Annotated in this window: 16 protein-coding genes; 13 read left to right on the forward strand and 3 right to left on the reverse strand. The window is 62.8% G+C overall.

Annotated features, from left to right (window positions below; translation table 11 throughout):
* The first annotated feature begins 54 nt into the window (after positions 1-54).
* The 9 genes from PQQ52_RS14180 (at position 55) to PQQ52_RS14220 (ending at position 7995) form a co-directional block, all read left to right on the forward strand.
* Positions 55-1308: a D-amino acid dehydrogenase gene (locus PQQ52_RS14180; RefSeq protein ID WP_408212265.1), complete on the forward strand. Its 1254-nt coding sequence runs from the start codon at positions 55-57 to the stop codon at positions 1306-1308.
* Positions 1309-1415: 107 nt separating this feature from the next.
* Positions 1416-2312, forward strand: a complete 897-nt coding sequence (locus PQQ52_RS14185; RefSeq protein ID WP_408211991.1) for a glutamate/aspartate ABC transporter substrate-binding protein — start codon at positions 1416-1418, stop codon at positions 2310-2312.
* 83 nt (positions 2313-2395) lie between these two features.
* Positions 2396-3160, forward strand: a complete 765-nt coding sequence (locus PQQ52_RS14190) for an SDR family oxidoreductase (protein WP_408211994.1) — start codon at positions 2396-2398, stop codon at positions 3158-3160.
* Positions 3161-3317: 157 nt separating this feature from the next.
* On the forward strand, positions 3318-3503 hold the full coding sequence (locus tag PQQ52_RS14195; RefSeq protein WP_408211997.1) for an oxidoreductase-like domain-containing protein: 186 nt from the start codon (positions 3318-3320) through the stop codon (positions 3501-3503).
* Between the two features lie 50 nt (positions 3504-3553).
* Positions 3554-4423 carry an NAD-dependent protein deacetylase gene (locus PQQ52_RS14200; protein ID WP_408211999.1) on the forward strand — a complete coding sequence of 290 codons (870 nt, stop codon included), beginning with the start codon at positions 3554-3556 and terminating at the stop codon, positions 4421-4423.
* A gap of 147 nt (positions 4424-4570) precedes the next feature.
* Positions 4571-5176 carry a pyridoxamine 5'-phosphate oxidase family protein gene (locus PQQ52_RS14205; RefSeq protein WP_408212002.1) on the forward strand — a complete coding sequence of 202 codons (606 nt, stop codon included), beginning with the start codon at positions 4571-4573 and terminating at the stop codon, positions 5174-5176.
* 12 nt (positions 5177-5188) lie between these two features.
* A complete protein-coding gene (locus tag PQQ52_RS14210) occupies positions 5189-5839 on the forward strand; it encodes a DUF938 domain-containing protein (protein ID WP_408212004.1) in 651 nt (216 codons plus the stop codon).
* Between the two features lie 163 nt (positions 5840-6002).
* Complete coding sequence (gene gnd / locus PQQ52_RS14215) at positions 6003-7412, forward strand: NADP-dependent phosphogluconate dehydrogenase (protein WP_408212007.1); 1410 nt, start codon at positions 6003-6005, stop codon at positions 7410-7412.
* Between the two features lie 265 nt (positions 7413-7677).
* A complete protein-coding gene (locus PQQ52_RS14220; RefSeq protein WP_408212010.1) occupies positions 7678-7995 on the forward strand; it encodes a DUF4148 domain-containing protein in 318 nt (105 codons plus the stop codon).
* Between the two features lie 140 nt (positions 7996-8135).
* Here PQQ52_RS14220 and PQQ52_RS14225 read toward each other — a convergent pair whose 3' ends face one another.
* Together PQQ52_RS14225 and PQQ52_RS14230 are read right to left on the reverse strand one after the other, a co-directional pair.
* Positions 8136-8894, reverse strand: coding sequence for a DUF2968 domain-containing protein (locus PQQ52_RS14225; RefSeq protein ID WP_408212013.1), 759 nt, complete (start codon positions 8892-8894; stop codon positions 8136-8138).
* A gap of 168 nt (positions 8895-9062) precedes the next feature.
* Complete coding sequence (locus PQQ52_RS14230; RefSeq protein WP_408212016.1) at positions 9063-9383, reverse strand: hypothetical protein; 321 nt, start codon at positions 9381-9383, stop codon at positions 9063-9065.
* Between the two features lie 249 nt (positions 9384-9632).
* On the opposite strand from PQQ52_RS14230, the gene PQQ52_RS14235 reads away from it, so the two are divergent.
* From PQQ52_RS14235 to ltaE, 3 genes are all read left to right on the forward strand, one after another.
* Positions 9633-9944: a cupin domain-containing protein gene (locus PQQ52_RS14235; protein WP_408212019.1), complete on the forward strand. Its 312-nt coding sequence runs from the start codon at positions 9633-9635 to the stop codon at positions 9942-9944.
* A gap of 145 nt (positions 9945-10089) precedes the next feature.
* Positions 10090-10863: a peptidoglycan DD-metalloendopeptidase family protein gene (locus PQQ52_RS14240; protein ID WP_408212022.1), complete on the forward strand. Its 774-nt coding sequence runs from the start codon at positions 10090-10092 to the stop codon at positions 10861-10863.
* 59 nt (positions 10864-10922) lie between these two features.
* Complete coding sequence (gene ltaE / locus PQQ52_RS14245) at positions 10923-11951, forward strand: low-specificity L-threonine aldolase (protein ID WP_408212025.1); 1029 nt, start codon at positions 10923-10925, stop codon at positions 11949-11951.
* Between the two features lie 151 nt (positions 11952-12102).
* On the opposite strand, the gene PQQ52_RS14250 is transcribed toward ltaE, so the two are convergent.
* Positions 12103-13470 carry an MFS transporter gene (locus tag PQQ52_RS14250; RefSeq protein WP_408212267.1) on the reverse strand — a complete coding sequence of 456 codons (1368 nt, stop codon included), beginning with the start codon at positions 13468-13470 and terminating at the stop codon, positions 12103-12105.
* A 739-nt stretch (positions 13471-14209) separates the two neighbouring features.
* Here PQQ52_RS14250 and PQQ52_RS14255 point away from each other — a divergent pair.
* The gene (locus PQQ52_RS14255; RefSeq protein WP_408212028.1) at positions 14210-16663 is read left to right on the forward strand and encodes a glycogen/starch/alpha-glucan phosphorylase; all 2454 of its coding nucleotides are present in this window, start codon (positions 14210-14212) and stop codon (positions 16661-16663) included.
* Positions 16664-16683 lie beyond the last annotated feature (20 nt).

The following is a 16683-nucleotide window of genomic DNA, read 5'->3' on the forward strand; positions in this document are numbered from 1 at the left end:
GTATTTCGTCGCGCCACACTCATGGGCAATGATTCTTCTGGGGTGTGGATTGCTATGCGGGTGTGTGTACTCGGCGCAGGCGTGGTGGGATTGACGAGCGCTTATCAATTGGCGCGCGACGGCCATGACGTGACGATTCTCGAAAGCCGTGACGGCGCGGCGCTCGAAACGAGCTTCGCGAATGGCGGCCAGTTGAGCTACAGCTATGTCGCGCCGCTTGCGGATCCTGCGGTCTTGCCGCAATTGCCCGCGTGGCTGCTGCAAAGCGATTCCGCCTTGCGCTTCGTGCCACGCCTCGATGTGCAGCAATGGCGCTGGTGTCTGTCGTTTTTGCTCGCATGTCGCGGCAGCCGCGCGCGACAAACGGCGATTGAAATGCTGCAGTTGGGTGCGTTGAGCCGCACCGCATTGCACGATCTGGTGCAACGCGAAGCCATCGACTTCAATTACGTGCGCAACGGTAAGCTCGTTGTGTATCGCGATGCGCAGGCGTTCGACGCGGCGCGCCGCAAGATGGCGTATCTCGCAGCGGCCGGTTCCGGCCAGCGCGCGCTCGATGCCGCTGCGTGCGTCGCGCTGGAGCCCGCGCTCGAGCGCGCGCAGCCGCTGCTGGCCGGAGGCATCCATACGCCGTCTGAAGAAGCGGGCGATTGCTACACCTTCGGCGTGGCGCTCGCCAGATTGCTGCAGGCGCGCTATGGCGTGGCAATTCACTACGCGACGCCGGTCGAGTCGATCGTTATTGAAGGCGGGCAAGCCGTGGCGGCACGCACGCCGCAAGGCGAAATCCGCGCGGATGCCTTCGTGGTGGCGTTGGGTAACGGCAGCGCGCCTTTGCTGCGTACGCTTGGCGTGCGGTTGCCGATGTACCCGCTCACCGGCTACAGCCTGACCATCCCGGTCGCGCCCGGCCACGCGCCGCGTGTCAGCGTGACCGATCTGCATCGTAAGGTTGTGTACGCGCCGCTTGGCGAACGCCTGCGGATTGCGGGCATGGTCGAAATCGCCGGCATGCATGTCGCGCAACGCGAAAGACGCATTGCCCTGCTCAAGCGCCACGCGCAGGAAATCTTTCCGGACGCCGGCGACTATGCCGTTGCCGAGACATGGTGCGGGCATCGTCCGGCCACGCCGGACAGCAAACCGCTGCTCGGCGCTACGCCGTATCGCAACCTTTGGCTCAACACCGGGCACGGCGCACTGGGCTTTACGCTGGCTTGTGGCAGTGCGCGCGTGATCGCGGATGCGATCGCGGGCCGTACGCCGCCGCTCGAGCTCGGCGCTTACGCATGGCAGCGTGAGGCGTGAAGGCGACACTGCACGGCGAGGCACAACGCAATTCACTCACCGCACTAGAAAGCAAAAGCACTCAACCACCACACGCCGCTTCGGCACATCTGAATCAAGGAGACGTCATGAAACTCGTAGCAGCACTGACTTCGATCGCTATTGCCTCGACGCTGACCGGCACGGCACATGCCGAAGAGCCCAGCGCGACGCTTAAAAAGATCCGCGAAACCGGTGTGATTTCGCTTGGCGTGCGTGAATCGTCGGTGCCGTTCTCCTACTATGACGAACAGCAGCAGGTGATCGGCTACTCGCAGGCGATCGCCTTGAAGATTGTCGACGAGGTGAAAAAGGAGCTGAACCTGCCGAATCTGAAAGTGAAGGAAGTGCCGATCACGTCGCAAAACCGGATTCCGCTGGTGCAGAACGGCACGATCGATATCGAATGCGGTTCGACCACCCACACCAGAGATCGCGATAATCAGGCGGCGTTTTCGAACAGCTTCTTCCAGTATGGCGTGCGCATGATCGTGAAGAAGAGCTCGGGCGTGAAGGACTTTTCCGATCTCGCCGGCAAGACGGTGGTGACGACCGCGGGCACGTCCGAGGAACGCCTGCTGCGGCAGATGAACAATGAGAAGGGCATGAACATGCGACTGATCAGCGCGAAAGATCACGCTGAATCGTTCCTCAACGTGAAGACCGGCCGCGCCGTCGCATTTGTGATGGACGATCCGCTGTTGTATGGTGCTAAAGCCAAAGAGGCGGATGCGAACGACTATCTGATCACCGGCACGTCGCCGATGTCCGAAGTGTATGGTTGCATGTTCCGCAAGGAAGACCCGGGCTTCAAGAAACTCGCCGACGGCGTGATCGCGCGGCTGCAAACCTCGGGCGAGGCGGCCACCCTGTATCAGAAGTGGTTCACGCAACCGATTCCGCCGAAGGGCATCAACCTGAACTATCCGCTTTCGGCGGATATGAAGTCGCTGTTCGCGAACCCGAACGACCGCGCGCTGGATTGATCGAATTCAATCGAATCTGATCGATCGTGTGGCCCTGTCAGGTGCGTCGCGCGCAGCCAGTCTGCGAAACAAGGAGACGTACTGTGACAGGAACGGGAACCAGGAAAGTGGCGCTGGTGACGGGCGCGGGCAGTGGTATCGGCCGGGCCTGTGCGCTCAAGCTGCTGGAACATGGCTATAGCGTCGTACTCGCGGGCCGTCGGCAGGCACCGCTCGATGCCGTGGCCGAAGAAGCACGGCAACTCGGCGGCGACGCGCTCGCCGTGGCCTGCGACGTGACAGATGCCGACAGCGTCGCCGCGCTGTTCGACACGATCCGCGCGCGGCTAGGCCGGCTCGACGTGCTGTTCAATAACGCGGGCCGCAACAGCTCGCCTGTCGATATCGACGAACTCGCTATCGACGAATGGCGCTCGGTGGTCGACACCAATCTCACCGGCGTATTTCTCTGCACACGTGCCGCCTTCGGTCTGATGAAAACGCAGACGCCGCGGGGCGGCCGCATCATCAACAATGGCTCGATTTCCGCGCATGCGCCGCGGCCGAACAGCATCGCTTACACGGCGACCAAGCACGCGATTACCGGCATCACGAAAGCGGTTTCGCTCGACGGCCGCAAATACGACATCGTCTGCGGGCAGATCGACATCGGCAATGCCGCGACGGAAATGGCCGAGCGGATGGCGCGCGGCGTGCCGCAGGCGAACGGCGAGATCGCGGTCGAGCCGTTGATGGATGTGCAGCACGTCGCCGACGCGGTGCTGCATATGGCGGAATTGCCGCTGTCGGCGAATGTGCAGTTCATGACCATCATGGCGAGCAAGATGCCGTTCGTCGGCAGGGGCTGAGCGCGGCGCCACGGCGTTCGGGGCGTGAGCGGGTTGTAGCAAAGGGCCCAGGCGGGGGTGGAAGGCGCGAGCTCAGGTCGAGCGCCGCCGCCGCCGCGCGTATCGCGGGAGATCAACTTATACTGAGGCTTTCCCGCCTTCGAAAAAGCCATTCGCCGTGCCCCGAGCCACACGCAGGGACGACCCGCAGCCGGTGCCGCCCGTGCAGCCCGACCTCGACGATTGTTGTCATAGCGGCTGCAATCCGTGTGTCTTCGATCTCTACGATGAAGCGCTCGAGCGCTATCAGTCAGCGCTCGCCGAGTGGCATGCGCGGCAGAGCAAACCACGCACGCGCCGCTGAACGGCGTTTCCGGTTTTATGCCTAGGCCACAGCCATACCACGTCTCCGTCATGACCGACCTTCCGCCCGCGCACATCGAACCTTTCAACGAATCGCACACGCTGGACGACCTGCATACCTTCGTGCAGCGCTATCCGCGTCTGTTCGTGCTGACCGGTGCGGGCATCAGCACCGACTCCGGCATTCCAGGCTATCGCGACGACAACGGTGAATGGAAGCGTTCGCCGCCGATCACGCTGCAGGAATTTCTCGGCACGGTGGCGATGCGCCAGCGCTATTGGGCCCGCAGCATGGTCGGCTGGCCGGTGGTGGCCGATGCCCAGCCGAATGCCGCGCATACCGCACTGGCGCGGCTCGAGGCAGCGGGTCATGTGCCGACGCTCGTCACGCAGAACGTCGACGGTTTGCATCAACGGGCGGGCAGCCGCGAGGTGATCGAACTGCATGGCGGCATTGATGGTGTGACGTGTCTGGACTGTGGAATGCAGCATTCGCGCGCCTCGATCCAGCAGACGCTCGAAGCCGACAATCCCGCGTTGCTGAACGCCACCGCCGAAACCGCTGCCGACGGCGACGCGCATCTGGAGTGGCACGATCTCGAATCTTTTCGCATCCCGGCGTGCACGAACTGTGGCGGTTTGCTCAAGCCCGCAGTGGTGTTCTTCGGCGAAAGCGTGCCGCGCGAGCATGTCGAAGCGGCTTCGCATGCGCTCGACGCGGCCGACGCAGTGCTGGTGGTCGGTTCCTCGCTGATGGTCTATTCGGGCTACCGCTTCTGCGTGTGGGCACAGAAACTCGGTAAGCCGATCGTCGCGATCAATCTGGGGCGCACGCGCGCCGATGCGCTGCTGTCGCTGAAAATCATCGCACCCTGTTCCGACACGCTGACCGCGCTGGCGGGCCGACTTGCGCTGGACTGAGCAGGGCCGCGTGAGCCGTCGCCCAGCCGGTCGCCCGAGTCGTCCAAGGCGCGCGCGGCCGGTGCAAATCGCCGATAATGCCAGTCCGAATCTCGCTCCACGCGGCACTGCTCTCACTTAAAGCAGCCGCCACACAAAGGTAAGCCGATGTTGACGACGACGGAACAGCTCGAAGCAATCTACGGTCAGCCCCACGAGCGCGCAGTGCGCAAAGAAATTCCCTACGTCAACGAAGACTATCGGGCCTTCATCGAAGTCGCGCCCTTCGTCGTGCTCGCCACCGCCGGTCCCGAAGGTCTCGACTGTTCACCGCGCGGCGACGCACCGGGCTTCGTGCGTGTGATCGACGAACGCACGCTCGCGCTGCCGGACCGCATCGGCAACAATCGCATCGACAGTCTGCGCAATATCATCGCCGAGCCGCATCTGGCGCTGCTGTTCATCATTCCGGGCGTCGGCGAAAGTTTGCGTGTGAATGGCCGCGGCCGCATTTCCAACGATCCGCAATTGCTGGACAGTTTCGCCGTCGAAGGTAAGCTACCGCGCACCGTGCTGCTGATCGACGTCGACGCGGTGTACTTTCATTGCTCGAAGGCGCTGGTGCGCTCGAAACTGTGGGATCCGGCGCATCATGTCGAACGTTCGCGCCTGCCGAGTGCGGGCGAGATTCATCGGCGCATCAACGGCGCGAGTTTCGACGCCGCGACCTACGACCGTGAACTTGCCGAACGCGTGCGCACGGCCCTGTACTGAAACAAAGTGAACATGACTGATTCCCATCCGGCGTTGCGGCAACGCTCGCCGTCCGCAGAACGCAATCGCGAACCGATCCTTGCTGTATTGCGCGAGGTGCTGCCGGCCACCGGCCGCGTGCTGGAAATCGCGAGCGGCACGGGCCAGCACGCCATCTGCTTTGCCGGCGCGATGCCTGGGCTCGACTGGCAACCGAGCGATCTCGATGCCAATGCGCGTGCGTCGATTGCCGGGTGGATCGCGCACGAAGGGCTCGCGAACGTGCGCGCACCGCTCGCCATCGACGTGCATCAGGCGCAGTGGGGCGTGCAAACGCTGGATACGCTCGATAAGCTCGACGCCGTAGTCTGTATCAACATGATTCACATCTCGCCGTGGAGCGCGACGCAGGCGCTGTTCGCCGGCGCGAGCCGCCGTCTTGTGGATGGCGGTGTACTGTATCTGTACGGTCCTTACAAACGGGACGGCGCGCAAACTTCACCGAGCAACGACGCGTTCGATCAACAATTGCGCAGCCGCGACCCTGCGTGGGGCGTGCGCGACATGGAGGCCGTGGTAGCGTTAGGCGCATCGGTCGGACTCGTGTGCGACGAACCGATCGCGATGCCGGCGAATAATTTCAGTCTGGTTTTCAGGAAACACCTGGACGTGGCGCGGGTCTGACAGAGGTTCGGTTGCGTGAGGCGCCGCGCGCGGCGGAAAGTCCCGCTGCTTGCCCGCCAACGAGCGCCAAGCCGTCATTTCTTTTATCCTTTCACCCTCGACGTCCCGCCGACGTTTCTTCCGGCGCGGCGTCTCGACATTTTTTGGACTCTGGAGAATTCACATGGGCAAACAGGCAATCGGCGTGGTGGGGCTGGCGGTCATGGGCCGCAATCTGGCGCTCAACATCGAAAGCCGCGGCCACGCGGTGTCGGTATTCAATCGTAGCCGCGAGAAAACCGACGAACTCATCGCCGAATATCCGGACAAGAAGCTGGTGCCGGCCTTCACGCTGGAAGAGTTCGTGGAGTCGCTGGAAAAACCGCGCCGCATTCTTCTGATGGTCAAGGCAGGCGAGCCGACCGACGCGACCATCGCGTCGCTCAAGCCGCTGCTGGACAAAGGCGACATCCTGATCGACGGCGGCAATACGCATTTCACCGATACCATCCGCCGCAATCAGGAACTGGCAAAAGCCGGCCTGCATTTCATCGGCACGGGCGTGTCGGGCGGCGAAGAAGGCGCGCTGAAAGGTCCGTCGATCATGCCGGGCGGTCAGCGCGACGCCTATGACCTGGTCGCTCCGATCCTCACCGAAATCGCCGCCAAGGCGCCAGATGGCGAACCGTGCGTTGCGTACATGGGGCCGGACGGCGCAGGCCACTTCGTGAAGATGGTGCACAACGGCATCGAATACGGCGATATGCAGCTGATCGCCGAGAGCTACGCGGTGCTCAAGCAGGTCGTCGGTCTGTCGAACGAAGAGCTGGGCAAGGTCTATACCGAATGGAATCAGGGCGAACTCGACAGCTATCTGATCGAAATCACCTCGAAGATTTTCGGCAAGAAAGACGAGGAAACCGGCAAGGACCTGGTCGACGTGATCCTGGATCGCGCGGCGCAGAAGGGCACGGGCAAGTGGACCAGCCAGAACGCGCTCGACCTCGGCGCGCCGCTGCCGCTAATTACGGAAGCCGTGTTCGCCCGCGTGCTGTCGTCGCTGAAGACGCAGCGCGTGGCGGCAAGCAAGGTGCTGGAAGGGCCGGCGGCCAAGCCGCTCGGCGCGGAGCGCGACGCGTTCATCGAGTCGGTGCGCCGCGCCCTGTACTTCAGCAAGGTGATTTCGTACGCGCAAGGCTTCGCGCAACTGCGGGCGGCGTCGGAAGAATATAAGTGGGATCTGGACTACGGCACGATCGCGAAGATTTTCCGCGCCGGCTGTATCATCCGCGCCCGCTTCCTGCAGAAGATCACGGACGCCTATACGAAAGACAAGGCGATCGCCAATCTGCTGCTCGATCCGTACTTCCGCGACATTGCGAAGAACTATCAGTCGGCGTTGCGCGAGGTCGTGATTGCCGCGATCAATGCGGGCGTGCCGGTGCCGGCATTCGCGTCGGCCGTGGCGTATTTCGACGCGTATCGTTCGGAACGCCTGCCGGCGAATCTCGTGCAGGCACAGCGCGATTTCTTCGGCGCGCATACGTTCGAGCGTATCGACAAGCCGGGTAGCTTCCACGCGAACTGGAACTAGGCGTTTGAACTGCGGCCCAGCGCGCCCTTGGCATAAGGCGCACCGGGCTGCAGATCCGATTGAAATCGAGACGGGTAATTATTGCTCAAAGCTATCAGGCAAATAGCATGGCGGGGCGCCAAGCCGCTTACTGTTGCGAAAATCGAAATAGAGTTTCGTCGTCTTAGGGGTTTCCCCTAGGTGTCGACGCTCCTAAACTTGTACTTAAGCGCTACGGGATAACAAGCCCAAAGCGAATTAAAAACAAGTTCTGGAGGTTTACATCATGAAGACTCTTATCTCTGCAGTTGTCGTCGCCGCCGCTCTGGTCGCTCCTGTTGCTTCGTTTGCTCAATCGAACCAGCCGGTTACGCGCGCTGAAGTCCGCGCCCAACTCGTGCAACTCGAAAAGGCCGGCTACAACCCGATCGGCGACCAGATCAACTACCCGGCTAACATTCAGGCCGCACAAGCACGTGTCGATGCACAGAACGGCACCGCTCAAGCTGTGAACAGCGGCTACGGTTCGCCGATCGCCGGCACCTCGCAAGCCGGCCGTCCGGTGAGCGGTAACGACCGTAACTCGGTTTACTTCGGCAACTAATTCACGCTGAAGCTGATGCAAACGCCGCCTGGCTGACAGGTAGCGGGTAATAAAAAAACGCCGACCGGATTGCCGGGCGGCGTTTTGTCGTTTAGGCGCAGATCAGCCGTCAGTTCGATTTCAGGCTGCGATTCAACGAATCAACGATTCGGCAAATGCGGAATCCCTTCGTTGCTAGTCAGGTTTAGCTGATGAATCTGCCGATGCGCCTTGTTCAGATGCGCCTGCGCGGCCACGCGTTGCGCTTCCAGTTGCGACACCTCCTTGTGCAACTGATGTTGACGGTTCGACACCGTCTGTTCCTGCGCGCCGCGCCGTTGCAGATCCGTGCGCAGCCGCTCGGCCTGCGCCTCGGAGCGCGCGATCATACGCGCAAGCTGTTCGTTTTGCGCCTCAAGTTGCGCGCGGCGCGTTTCGCCGTCCGAGAGCCGTGTCGCCTGTTCCTCGAAGTGATGGAAGGCCGTTTCGGCGGCTTCGAGATCGGCGGCTTTGAGCGCGCGCCACAGCGAGCCGTCCTGATACAGCGCGACGTAGTACGCCAGTTCCTTCGCGTGAAAAAGCAGGCTCACCGAATAGGCGAAGCTGCGGAACACGCGGAACGGCGTCAGCGCTTCTTCTTCAGCGAGCCATTCGATTTCCGCGGTGTCGGCCATCTGCACGCCGCGCGCGCTGACCTGGGAGGGCACCACTGGCACCGGCCGCAATGTCGTCACCGGCCGCGCCGGCTCAGCGGCTGGGATGGGCGCAGCCGTGGCAGCGGGCGTGACGTCGGCCGCCGCGGCCAGCGCCGCGTCCTCGCTGTCGTCGGGCGAGACGGGATTGGCAGCGTTCTCTCGTGCAACCTGCACGAGATGCGATGGGCCTGCCAGCACGCTGCGGCGGTTCAGGAGACTTTTCACGGCGGTTCCTCCGGTTGACTCGCCCGAAACCTTCAGACGGCGCCGACGGTCAAGCATGCCGGACAATCTGGCGGTTCGAGCGGTGAGCGAAAAGTGGCGGACCGGCGGCGCCAGTGGATGGACGCCGGGGGTGCGCAGCAGTGCGGATGCGTTTGCGCGAGCGCGGCTTTAATGCAGCGTGCGGTGCCGGCGGCTTATTTCATCGAACAACGCGCGGCTGGGTTCCAGGGCAAGCAACCAGGATTCGTCGTAACCGCTGAGATTGTCGAGCGCCTCGCGCAGCCGTTCGATCGCCAGAGCGGGAATCTCGACGCTGGCTTCGACGCCACTCGCCAATCCCGCGATACTGGCCAGCTGGACCAGGGCGTCGGCGGCTTCGGCGACGTCTGCCGCGAAAACCAGGTGCGTGTTCAGCAACTCGACCAGACCGGGCGACGCCGCGATATCGTCGACGTTGAGTTGCACGGCCAGAAACGTGGCTTTGTTCATCCCCAACTCCTCGCAGGATCCAGGCGTTTTGCGTACGGTGCGTCCCGGCAGCATGACTGAGTATAGGCGAGGGTTGAAAGGATTCAATAATCACACGAATGTGCCCGAGCGATCTCGTGCCAGCGGTCGTGCCTGCCGCAGCACCTATAATGGGGCCAGTCGAAACGTGGGATCCTGCCGGGCCGGGAGGTTCGGTATGCGGCACGGATAACGCGCCGGCAGCGTCTGCTTCTCAACCGGCTATTCACCATGAAGATCATTCGCAGCAAGAGTTTCACCGCCACGCGTCCGTGGGGCGCGCTCGATATCGCCAACATGCGCGGCATCACGACGCGCCTGCATTGGACCGATCAGCCGTACAAATGGCATGTCAACGACGGCGAGGAAGTGTTCGCCGTGCTCGACGGCCGCGTGGAGATGCGATATCGCGAAGGCGGTGTCGAACAGTCGGCCATTCTGGAAACGGGCGATGTGTTCTACGCGTCGGTGGGCACCGAACATGTCGCGCATCCGATTGGTGTCGCGCGCATTCTGGTGATAGAGGCTGAGGGCAGTGTTTGACGATTCGCAGGCCGATGCCGTGCCGAGACCATTGCCGATGCACACGGCGGCATAATGGATAGGCGTCGCGGCGAGCGCGCCGAGCGGCACGGCAAATGCTTCGGGCTGGTTGAATCCGATTGAATCAAATGTCGAGGAAAATCACATGACAAGACAATGGCAATTCACGGCGACCCGGTTGCTGATCGCAGCCACATTCGGCGTGATGATCAGCGGCTGTACGTCGATGCCGTGGGACAGCACGCCGTTCTACAGCAGCGCGCCGTCCCACCCGACCACCCTTGGCACGGTCCCTGTGCCAGCCGGTTACTATCGCGCCAATCCGGGTGACACGCTGGCGGCCATCGCGTCGGCGTACGGCCGCAGGCCGCAGGAGATTGCCGCATGGAACGGCCTCGCGTCGAATTCGGCGGTCAATCCGGGGCAGGTGCTACGGGTGGCGCCGCCCATGGCGTCGGGTAGTGTGGTGACACCGCCGGTCAATGTTGCCGGTCAGAATGGTTCGGCCGCGACGCCTGGCGCGCCCGGTGCCGCTGGTGTTCCGCAACAAGGCGTGCTGCTATGGCCGTTGCGTGGTCCCGTGCTGAAAACCTTTGTGCCCGGCAAGTCGAACGGCATTGTGATCGGCGGCCACCCGGGCGATCCGGTCAAGGCCGCCGCGACCGGCCGGGTGGTTTACGCGGGCACGGGTATCGAGGCGTACGGTCCGCTCATCATCATCAAGCACGACGACTCGCTGATTACCGCCTACGGGCAGAACAGCACGCTGCTGGTCAAGGAAGGCGACGCGGTCGCACAAGGGCAGACGATCGGCGAAGTCGGCGTGGATAGCCGGGGCGTGGCGTCGATCCAGTTCGAAGTTCGCCAGAACGGCCAGCCGGTCGATCCGCTTGCGTGGCTGTCGAAGTCTGGCGGTTGAGCCGGGCGGCACGAATCCATACGTAGCGTAGACAAACAGAGACACATAAGGCTTTGATCATGATCGATTTGCGCAGCGACACCGTAACCCGTCCGACTCCGGCCATGCTCGCGGCAATGTCGGCCGCCGAAGTGGGCGACGACGTCTGGGGCGACGACCCAACCGTGCTGCGTCTGCAGGCAACGGTCGCGGAGCGCGCCGGCAAGGAAGCGGGTCTCTTCTTCCCGAGCGGCACGCAGAGCAATCTGGCGGCGTTGATGGCGCATTGCGCGCGCGGCGACGAATACATCGTCGGCCAGTTGGCGCACACCTATAAGTACGAAGGCGGCGGCGCGGCGGTACTCGGCAGCATCCAGCCGCAGCCGCTCGAGAACGCCGCCGACGGTTCGATCCCGCTCGAGAAGATCGCCGCCGCGATCAAGCCGATCGACAACCACTTCGCCCGCACGCGGCTGCTGGCGCTGGAAAATACCATCGGCGGCAAGGTGCTGCCGGCGGGTTACGTCGACGAGGCGGTGCAGTTGGCGCGTCAGCGCGGCTTGTCGGCTCACCTCGATGGCGCACGGGTTTACAACGCGGCGGTTGCCTCGGGCAAGCCGGTTGCCGCGCTGTGCGGACCGTTCGATTCGGTCTCGATCTGTTTTTCAAAGGGTTTGGGCGCGCCGGTCGGCTCGGTATTGGTCGGCAGCCAGGCGCTGGTCGAGGTGGCGCATCGCTGGCGCAAGGTGCTGGGCGGCGGCATGCGTCAGGCCGGCGTGCTGGCGGCGGCTTGCCTGTACGCGCTGGATCACAACGTCGAACGTCTCGCCGACGATCACGCGAACGCCGCGCATCTGGCCGCCGGTCTGGAATCGATCGACCAGGTCAAGGTGCAGTCAATCGCGACCAACATGGTATTCGCACAGTTTCCGCAGCAGGATTGTGTGCCGCTCGAAGCGTGGCTCAAGGAGCGCGGCATCCTTACGCAGATGTTGTACGCGTCGCGATTCGTTACGCATAAAGATGTGTCGCGTGCGGATATCGATACGTTTATCGCCGCAGTGAAGGGGTATTTCGCGCGCGTTGATCGATCGGAGCAACGAGGCTGAGAATCCCGGATTGAACAGCCGAGTTGGCAGGCCGGGATTGAAAGGCTGAAATTGATGGGGCGCGGAATCGAAAGCTTGAGATCGAAGCGCCCTGGTCGACATGCCGGGAAGGAAAAACGGGCGCACTGCCACAGCAGTGCGCCCGTTTTGTTTATTCCGTCGACGCTTTCGCGTGCACGCCCGCGCGATGCGACGGCGCGAACAGCCGCAGTCCGCTCGCAAGGCTTGCCGCGCCGGCGAAGAACGCGCCTGCACTGAGCGCGAGTGTCGGGCCATGCCGGCCGGCGATACCGAAGCTCAGCGCGACCAGCGCAGCGCCGGTGGTCTGCCCGAGCAACCGCGCAGTCGCGACGATGCCGCTGGCGCCGCCGCTGCGCTCGGGCGGCGCGCTCGCCATCAATGCCTTCAGGTTGGGTGACTGGAAGAAGCCGAAGCCCGCGCCGCAAATCGCCATGCGGATGCCGATGTCGAGCACATGTGGATGTGCCGGCAGCAACGCCAGCGACGCCATTCCCGCCGACATCACTGCAAGGCCGATCGCACCGAGCAGGCCCGGCGGATAGCGGTCGGACAGACTGCCCGCCAGCGGCGCGGCCAACGCGACCACCACCGGCCAGGGCGTCATCAGAAAGCCGGTCTCGACCTGGCTGCGATGCAGCACATCCTCGAAGTAGAAAGGCAGCGACACGAACGCCAGCCCTTGCGCGGCGAACGAGCACACCGCGGTCACCGCCGACAACGCAAACACCGGCCGTTTGAACAGATCGACGGGTAGCATCGGTGCGGGGTGACCGGCTTCACGGCGAATCAGTAACACGCCGAACACCACGGCGATCACCGCCGCGCTCAGCACCAGTTGCGTAGGCGCGCGCTGGGCCGCCTCGCCGAGCGCGAAGATCAGCGCGGCGAAAGTGACCACGTTGAGAAGCGCTGCAATCGGGTCGAAGTTGTGTGTGCCGCGCTCGGTGTGCGGCAGCGCGGGCCACGCAAAGCCTAGCGCCAGCAGACCGAGCGGCACGTTGACCGCGAACAGCCACGGCCACGCGGCAACGGACAGAATCAGCGACGCCACCGTCGGCCCGACCGCGAACGACACGCCGACGATCAGCGCATTCGTGCCCAGGCCTCGTCCGAGCCGATGCGGCGGATACAGATAGCGGATCAGCGCCGTGTTGACGCTCATGATCGCGCTTGCGCCGAGGCCTTGTAGCACGCGTGCGGCGGCCAGCATCGGCAGCGTCGAAGCGAGCGAGCAGGCCAGCGACGCCAGCGTGAAAAGCGCAATGCCGCCGATATAAATCTTGCGATGCCCGACGATGTCGCCGAGCGCGGCAAGCGGCAGCAGTGTCGCGACCATTGCGAGCTGGTAGGCGTTGATGATCCACACCGACGCCGCAGGCGCCGCACGCAGATCCGCGGCGATGGCGGGCAGGGCGGTGTTGGCGATTGCGGTATCGAGCGTGGCGAGCGCGACCGCGAGCATGATCGCGGCCATCGCCCGGCGGTTGGCCGCGGACATCGGGCCGTCCACTGGAAAAGTCTGGTCGAGCGTGGCACCGCCGGTGGTGCTGGGTTTGTCGGACAAGGCGTGGCTCGTCGGGTTATGCATGCCGAGGCGCCATGCATGTCGGAGGGACAGCGCGGCGCGCCAGCGGCTGGGTTGCGTGGAGTGAAGCGCGCGTGGCCTGAGTCCGGCAGTCAGGGCGGTTCACGCGGTGAATGGAGCAATTGTTACAGAGTCGTGGAAATCGTGCTGGGAGGCCTGCGGAGTGGGGGCGTGTTACCAGCAGCTCATAACGCAACTAACGGTCAAGTTCACGCCGCGTCTTCAAATCCGCATCGTGCCGCGTTGTCGCATAGCACTTCGGCATAACAGTCCAGCAGACGAGGTGCGCCGATTTGACCACGCATCGAACCGGTCAACGCGTTCATCGGCAAGTCACACGTCGAAAAAATAATCGTGCTGTTTCTTCTCAGGGAAGCGCCTGTCGCGGCTCGCCATCGTTTGCCTGTTTTGCGGGCCGATGCACGTGCGCAGTGCCGAGTACAGGCCGCTTGCACCGCGTACGTGCGCAGAACCCGTGAAGTGTGGCGTGTCGACAGGCATGGCATGTGCGTGAGCCCCCGCTCGTGCTCGCCGGTGTCCGTGGGCCGTAAAATGTCGTACTCTGTTCGTTAACCCGCCTGACCGACACGCGCCTCCCGTCCGTCATCTATGCGGTTCGCGTATGTCGCGTCGTTTTTTCCCGGAGGCTTCGATGACAGCCGTCGATCTGGAATTCGACCAGCTCAACAGTACCGTCGACGCGCTACGGCGCTCAATTTCCAATCGCATGATGTACGGCGTCGGCAAGGACGCCGTCACCGCTCACCCGCATGACTGGCTGCACGCCGCGGCGCTCGCCGTGCGCGACCGGCTGGTCGCGCGCTGGATGAAGACCACGCGCCTGCAGTACGAACAGGACGTTAAACGCGTCTACTACCTGTCGATGGAATTCCTGATCGGCCGCACGTTTACGAACGCGTTGCTCGCGCTCGGCATTCACGATCAGATGAAGGAAGCGCTCGCGGGTCTCGGCGTCGATATGGACATGCTGGTCAATATCGAGCCGGACGCGGCGCTCGGCAATGGCGGCCTCGGGCGCCTCGCGGCCTGTTTTCTCGATTCGATGGCGACGCTCGGCATTCCGGGCTTCGGCTACGGTATCCGTTACGAATACGGCATGTTCCGTCAGGAGATCGTCGACGGCGAGCAGGTCGAAGCGCCGGACTACTGGCTGCGCGCGGGAAATCCGTGGGAGTTTCCGCGGCCCGAGATCAAGTACATGGTGCATTTTGGTGGGCGCACGGTGCAGCGTGGCGAGCATGTTGAGTGGATCGACACTGAGCATGTGAACGCCATGGCCTACGACACGGTGATTCCGGGTTACGCGACCAGTGCGACGAACACGTTGCGCCTGTGGTCCGCGCGCGCGAGCGAAGAACTCGACCTCGGCGCGTTCAACCGCGGTGACTACCGCAACGCGGTCGACACCAAGAACATGTCTGAGAACGTGTCGCGGCTGCTCTATCCGGACGATTCGACGCCGGCCGGCCGCGAATTGCGGCTGCGTCAGGAGTATTTCTTTGTTTCAGCGACGATGCAGGATCTGATTCGCCGCTATCAGCGCACGCACAGCACGTTCGGGCGTTTCTCCGAAAAGGTAGCGGTGCATCTGAACGATACGCACCCGGTGCTGGCGATTCCGGAACTGATGCGTTTGCTGGTGGATGTTCATCATCAGCCGTGGGACAAGGCGTGGCAGCACGTCACGAAGATCTTCTCGTACACGAATCACACCTTGATGCCCGAAGCGCTCGAAACATGGGATGTCGAGATGCTCGCGCGCCTTTTGCCGCGGCATCTGGAGATTATCTTCGAGATCAACGCGGGCTTTCTCAAGCATGTCAGCGAACAATCGGGACATGACGGCGAGATGATCCGCCGCATTTCACTGGTCGACGAATATGGCCAGCGGCGTGTGAGGATGGCGTATCTGGCGATCGTCGCGAGTCACAAGGTGAACGGCGTATCGAAGCTGCACTCGCAACTCATGACGCGCGACATCTTCGCCGACTTCGCGCGCATCTATCCCGATCGTTTCACCAATGTCACCAACGGCATCACGCCGCGGCGCTGGCTGGCGCAGGCGAGTCCGTCGCTGTCGTCGCTGATCGATCAGCAGATCGGCAAGCATTGGCGCAGCAATCTGTTCGAGCTGGAACAACTGCGCAATCTGCGCAACGACAGCGCCTTCGTCGATGCTTTCCGTGAAGCGAAGCGGCAGAACAAACTGCGGCTCGTGCAGCGGCTCGCGCATCACACCAAACTGCACTTCGATCCCGATGCGCTGTTCGATCTTCAGGTCAAGCGCATTCACGAATACAAGCGGCAGTTGCTGAACGTGCTGCATGTGATCGTGCGCTACAACCAGATTCGCGCGAATCCGGAACGCGATTGGGTGCCGCGCGTGGTGATGTTCGCCGGCAAGGCCGCCTCCGCGTATCGCATGGCGAAGACGATCATCAAGCTGATCGGCGACGTCAGCGAGAAGGTTAATCACGATCCATTGATCGGCGATCGTCTCAAGGTGGTGTTCGTGCCGAACTACGGTGTAAGCGTGGCCGAGTTGATCATTCCCGCAGCCGATCTGTCCGAGCAGATTTCAATGGCCGGCACCGAAGCGTCAGGTACCGGCAACATGAAGCTCGCGTTGAACGGCGCGTTGACGATCGGCACAATGGACGGCGCCAACATCGAGATCTGCGACGCAGTGGGGCGTGAGAATATTTTCATCTTTGGCCACACCGCTGACGAAGTGGACGGCCTGCGCGCCACTGGCTACCGGCCGCGGCAAGTCTACGAAGAGAATCCGGATCTGCGCATGGCGCTCGACCAGATTCGCTCAGGCTACTTCTCGCCGGACGATCCACGACGCTTCTCGGACATCTTCCACACGCTAGTGGATTGGGGCGATCACTACATGGTGCTCGCCGATTTCGCCGCGTTTTCGAAAGCGCAAGACGAGGTGGATGCGCGTTTCGTCGACAAACGCGGGTGGGCCGAGAGTGCAATCGAAAATGTCGCGGGCATGGGGCAGTTTTCGTCCGACCGCACGATTGGCGAATATGCGCGCAATATCTGGCACGTGAATCCACTCAGTATGGAGTGATGCGAACGCATTTGTGATTG

Source organism: Paraburkholderia sediminicola (assembly GCF_046030555.1).
GTDB classification, from domain to species: domain Bacteria; phylum Pseudomonadota; class Gammaproteobacteria; order Burkholderiales; family Burkholderiaceae; genus Paraburkholderia; species Paraburkholderia sediminicola_E.

What these genes read in the sequence shown, in the direction of transcription:
- PQQ52_RS14255 (WP_408212028.1), top strand. Translation starts at nt 14,210, where the DNA reads ATGACAGCCGTCGATCTGGAATTCGACCAGCTCAACAGTACCGTCGAC.
- PQQ52_RS14240 (WP_408212022.1), top strand. Translation starts at nt 10,090, where the DNA reads ATGACAAGACAATGGCAATTCACGGCGACCCGGTTGCTGATCGCAGCC.
- PQQ52_RS14220 (WP_408212010.1), top strand. Translation starts at nt 7,678, where the DNA reads ATGAAGACTCTTATCTCTGCAGTTGTCGTCGCCGCCGCTCTGGTCGCT.
- PQQ52_RS14230 (WP_408212016.1), bottom strand. Translation starts at nt 9,383, where the DNA reads ATGAACAAAGCCACGTTTCTGGCCGTGCAACTCAACGTCGACGATATC.
- PQQ52_RS14185 (WP_408211991.1), top strand. Translation starts at nt 1,416, where the DNA reads ATGAAACTCGTAGCAGCACTGACTTCGATCGCTATTGCCTCGACGCTG.
- PQQ52_RS14180 (WP_408212265.1), top strand. Translation starts at nt 55, where the DNA reads ATGCGGGTGTGTGTACTCGGCGCAGGCGTGGTGGGATTGACGAGCGCT.
- PQQ52_RS14200 (WP_408211999.1), top strand. Translation starts at nt 3,554, where the DNA reads ATGACCGACCTTCCGCCCGCGCACATCGAACCTTTCAACGAATCGCAC.
- gnd (WP_408212007.1), top strand. Translation starts at nt 6,003, where the DNA reads ATGGGCAAACAGGCAATCGGCGTGGTGGGGCTGGCGGTCATGGGCCGC.
- PQQ52_RS14205 (WP_408212002.1), top strand. Translation starts at nt 4,571, where the DNA reads ATGTTGACGACGACGGAACAGCTCGAAGCAATCTACGGTCAGCCCCAC.
- PQQ52_RS14210 (WP_408212004.1), top strand. Translation starts at nt 5,189, where the DNA reads ATGACTGATTCCCATCCGGCGTTGCGGCAACGCTCGCCGTCCGCAGAA.
- PQQ52_RS14235 (WP_408212019.1), top strand. Translation starts at nt 9,633, where the DNA reads ATGAAGATCATTCGCAGCAAGAGTTTCACCGCCACGCGTCCGTGGGGC.
- PQQ52_RS14250 (WP_408212267.1), bottom strand. Translation starts at nt 13,470, where the DNA reads ATGTCCGCGGCCAACCGCCGGGCGATGGCCGCGATCATGCTCGCGGTC.
- ltaE (WP_408212025.1), top strand. Translation starts at nt 10,923, where the DNA reads ATGATCGATTTGCGCAGCGACACCGTAACCCGTCCGACTCCGGCCATG.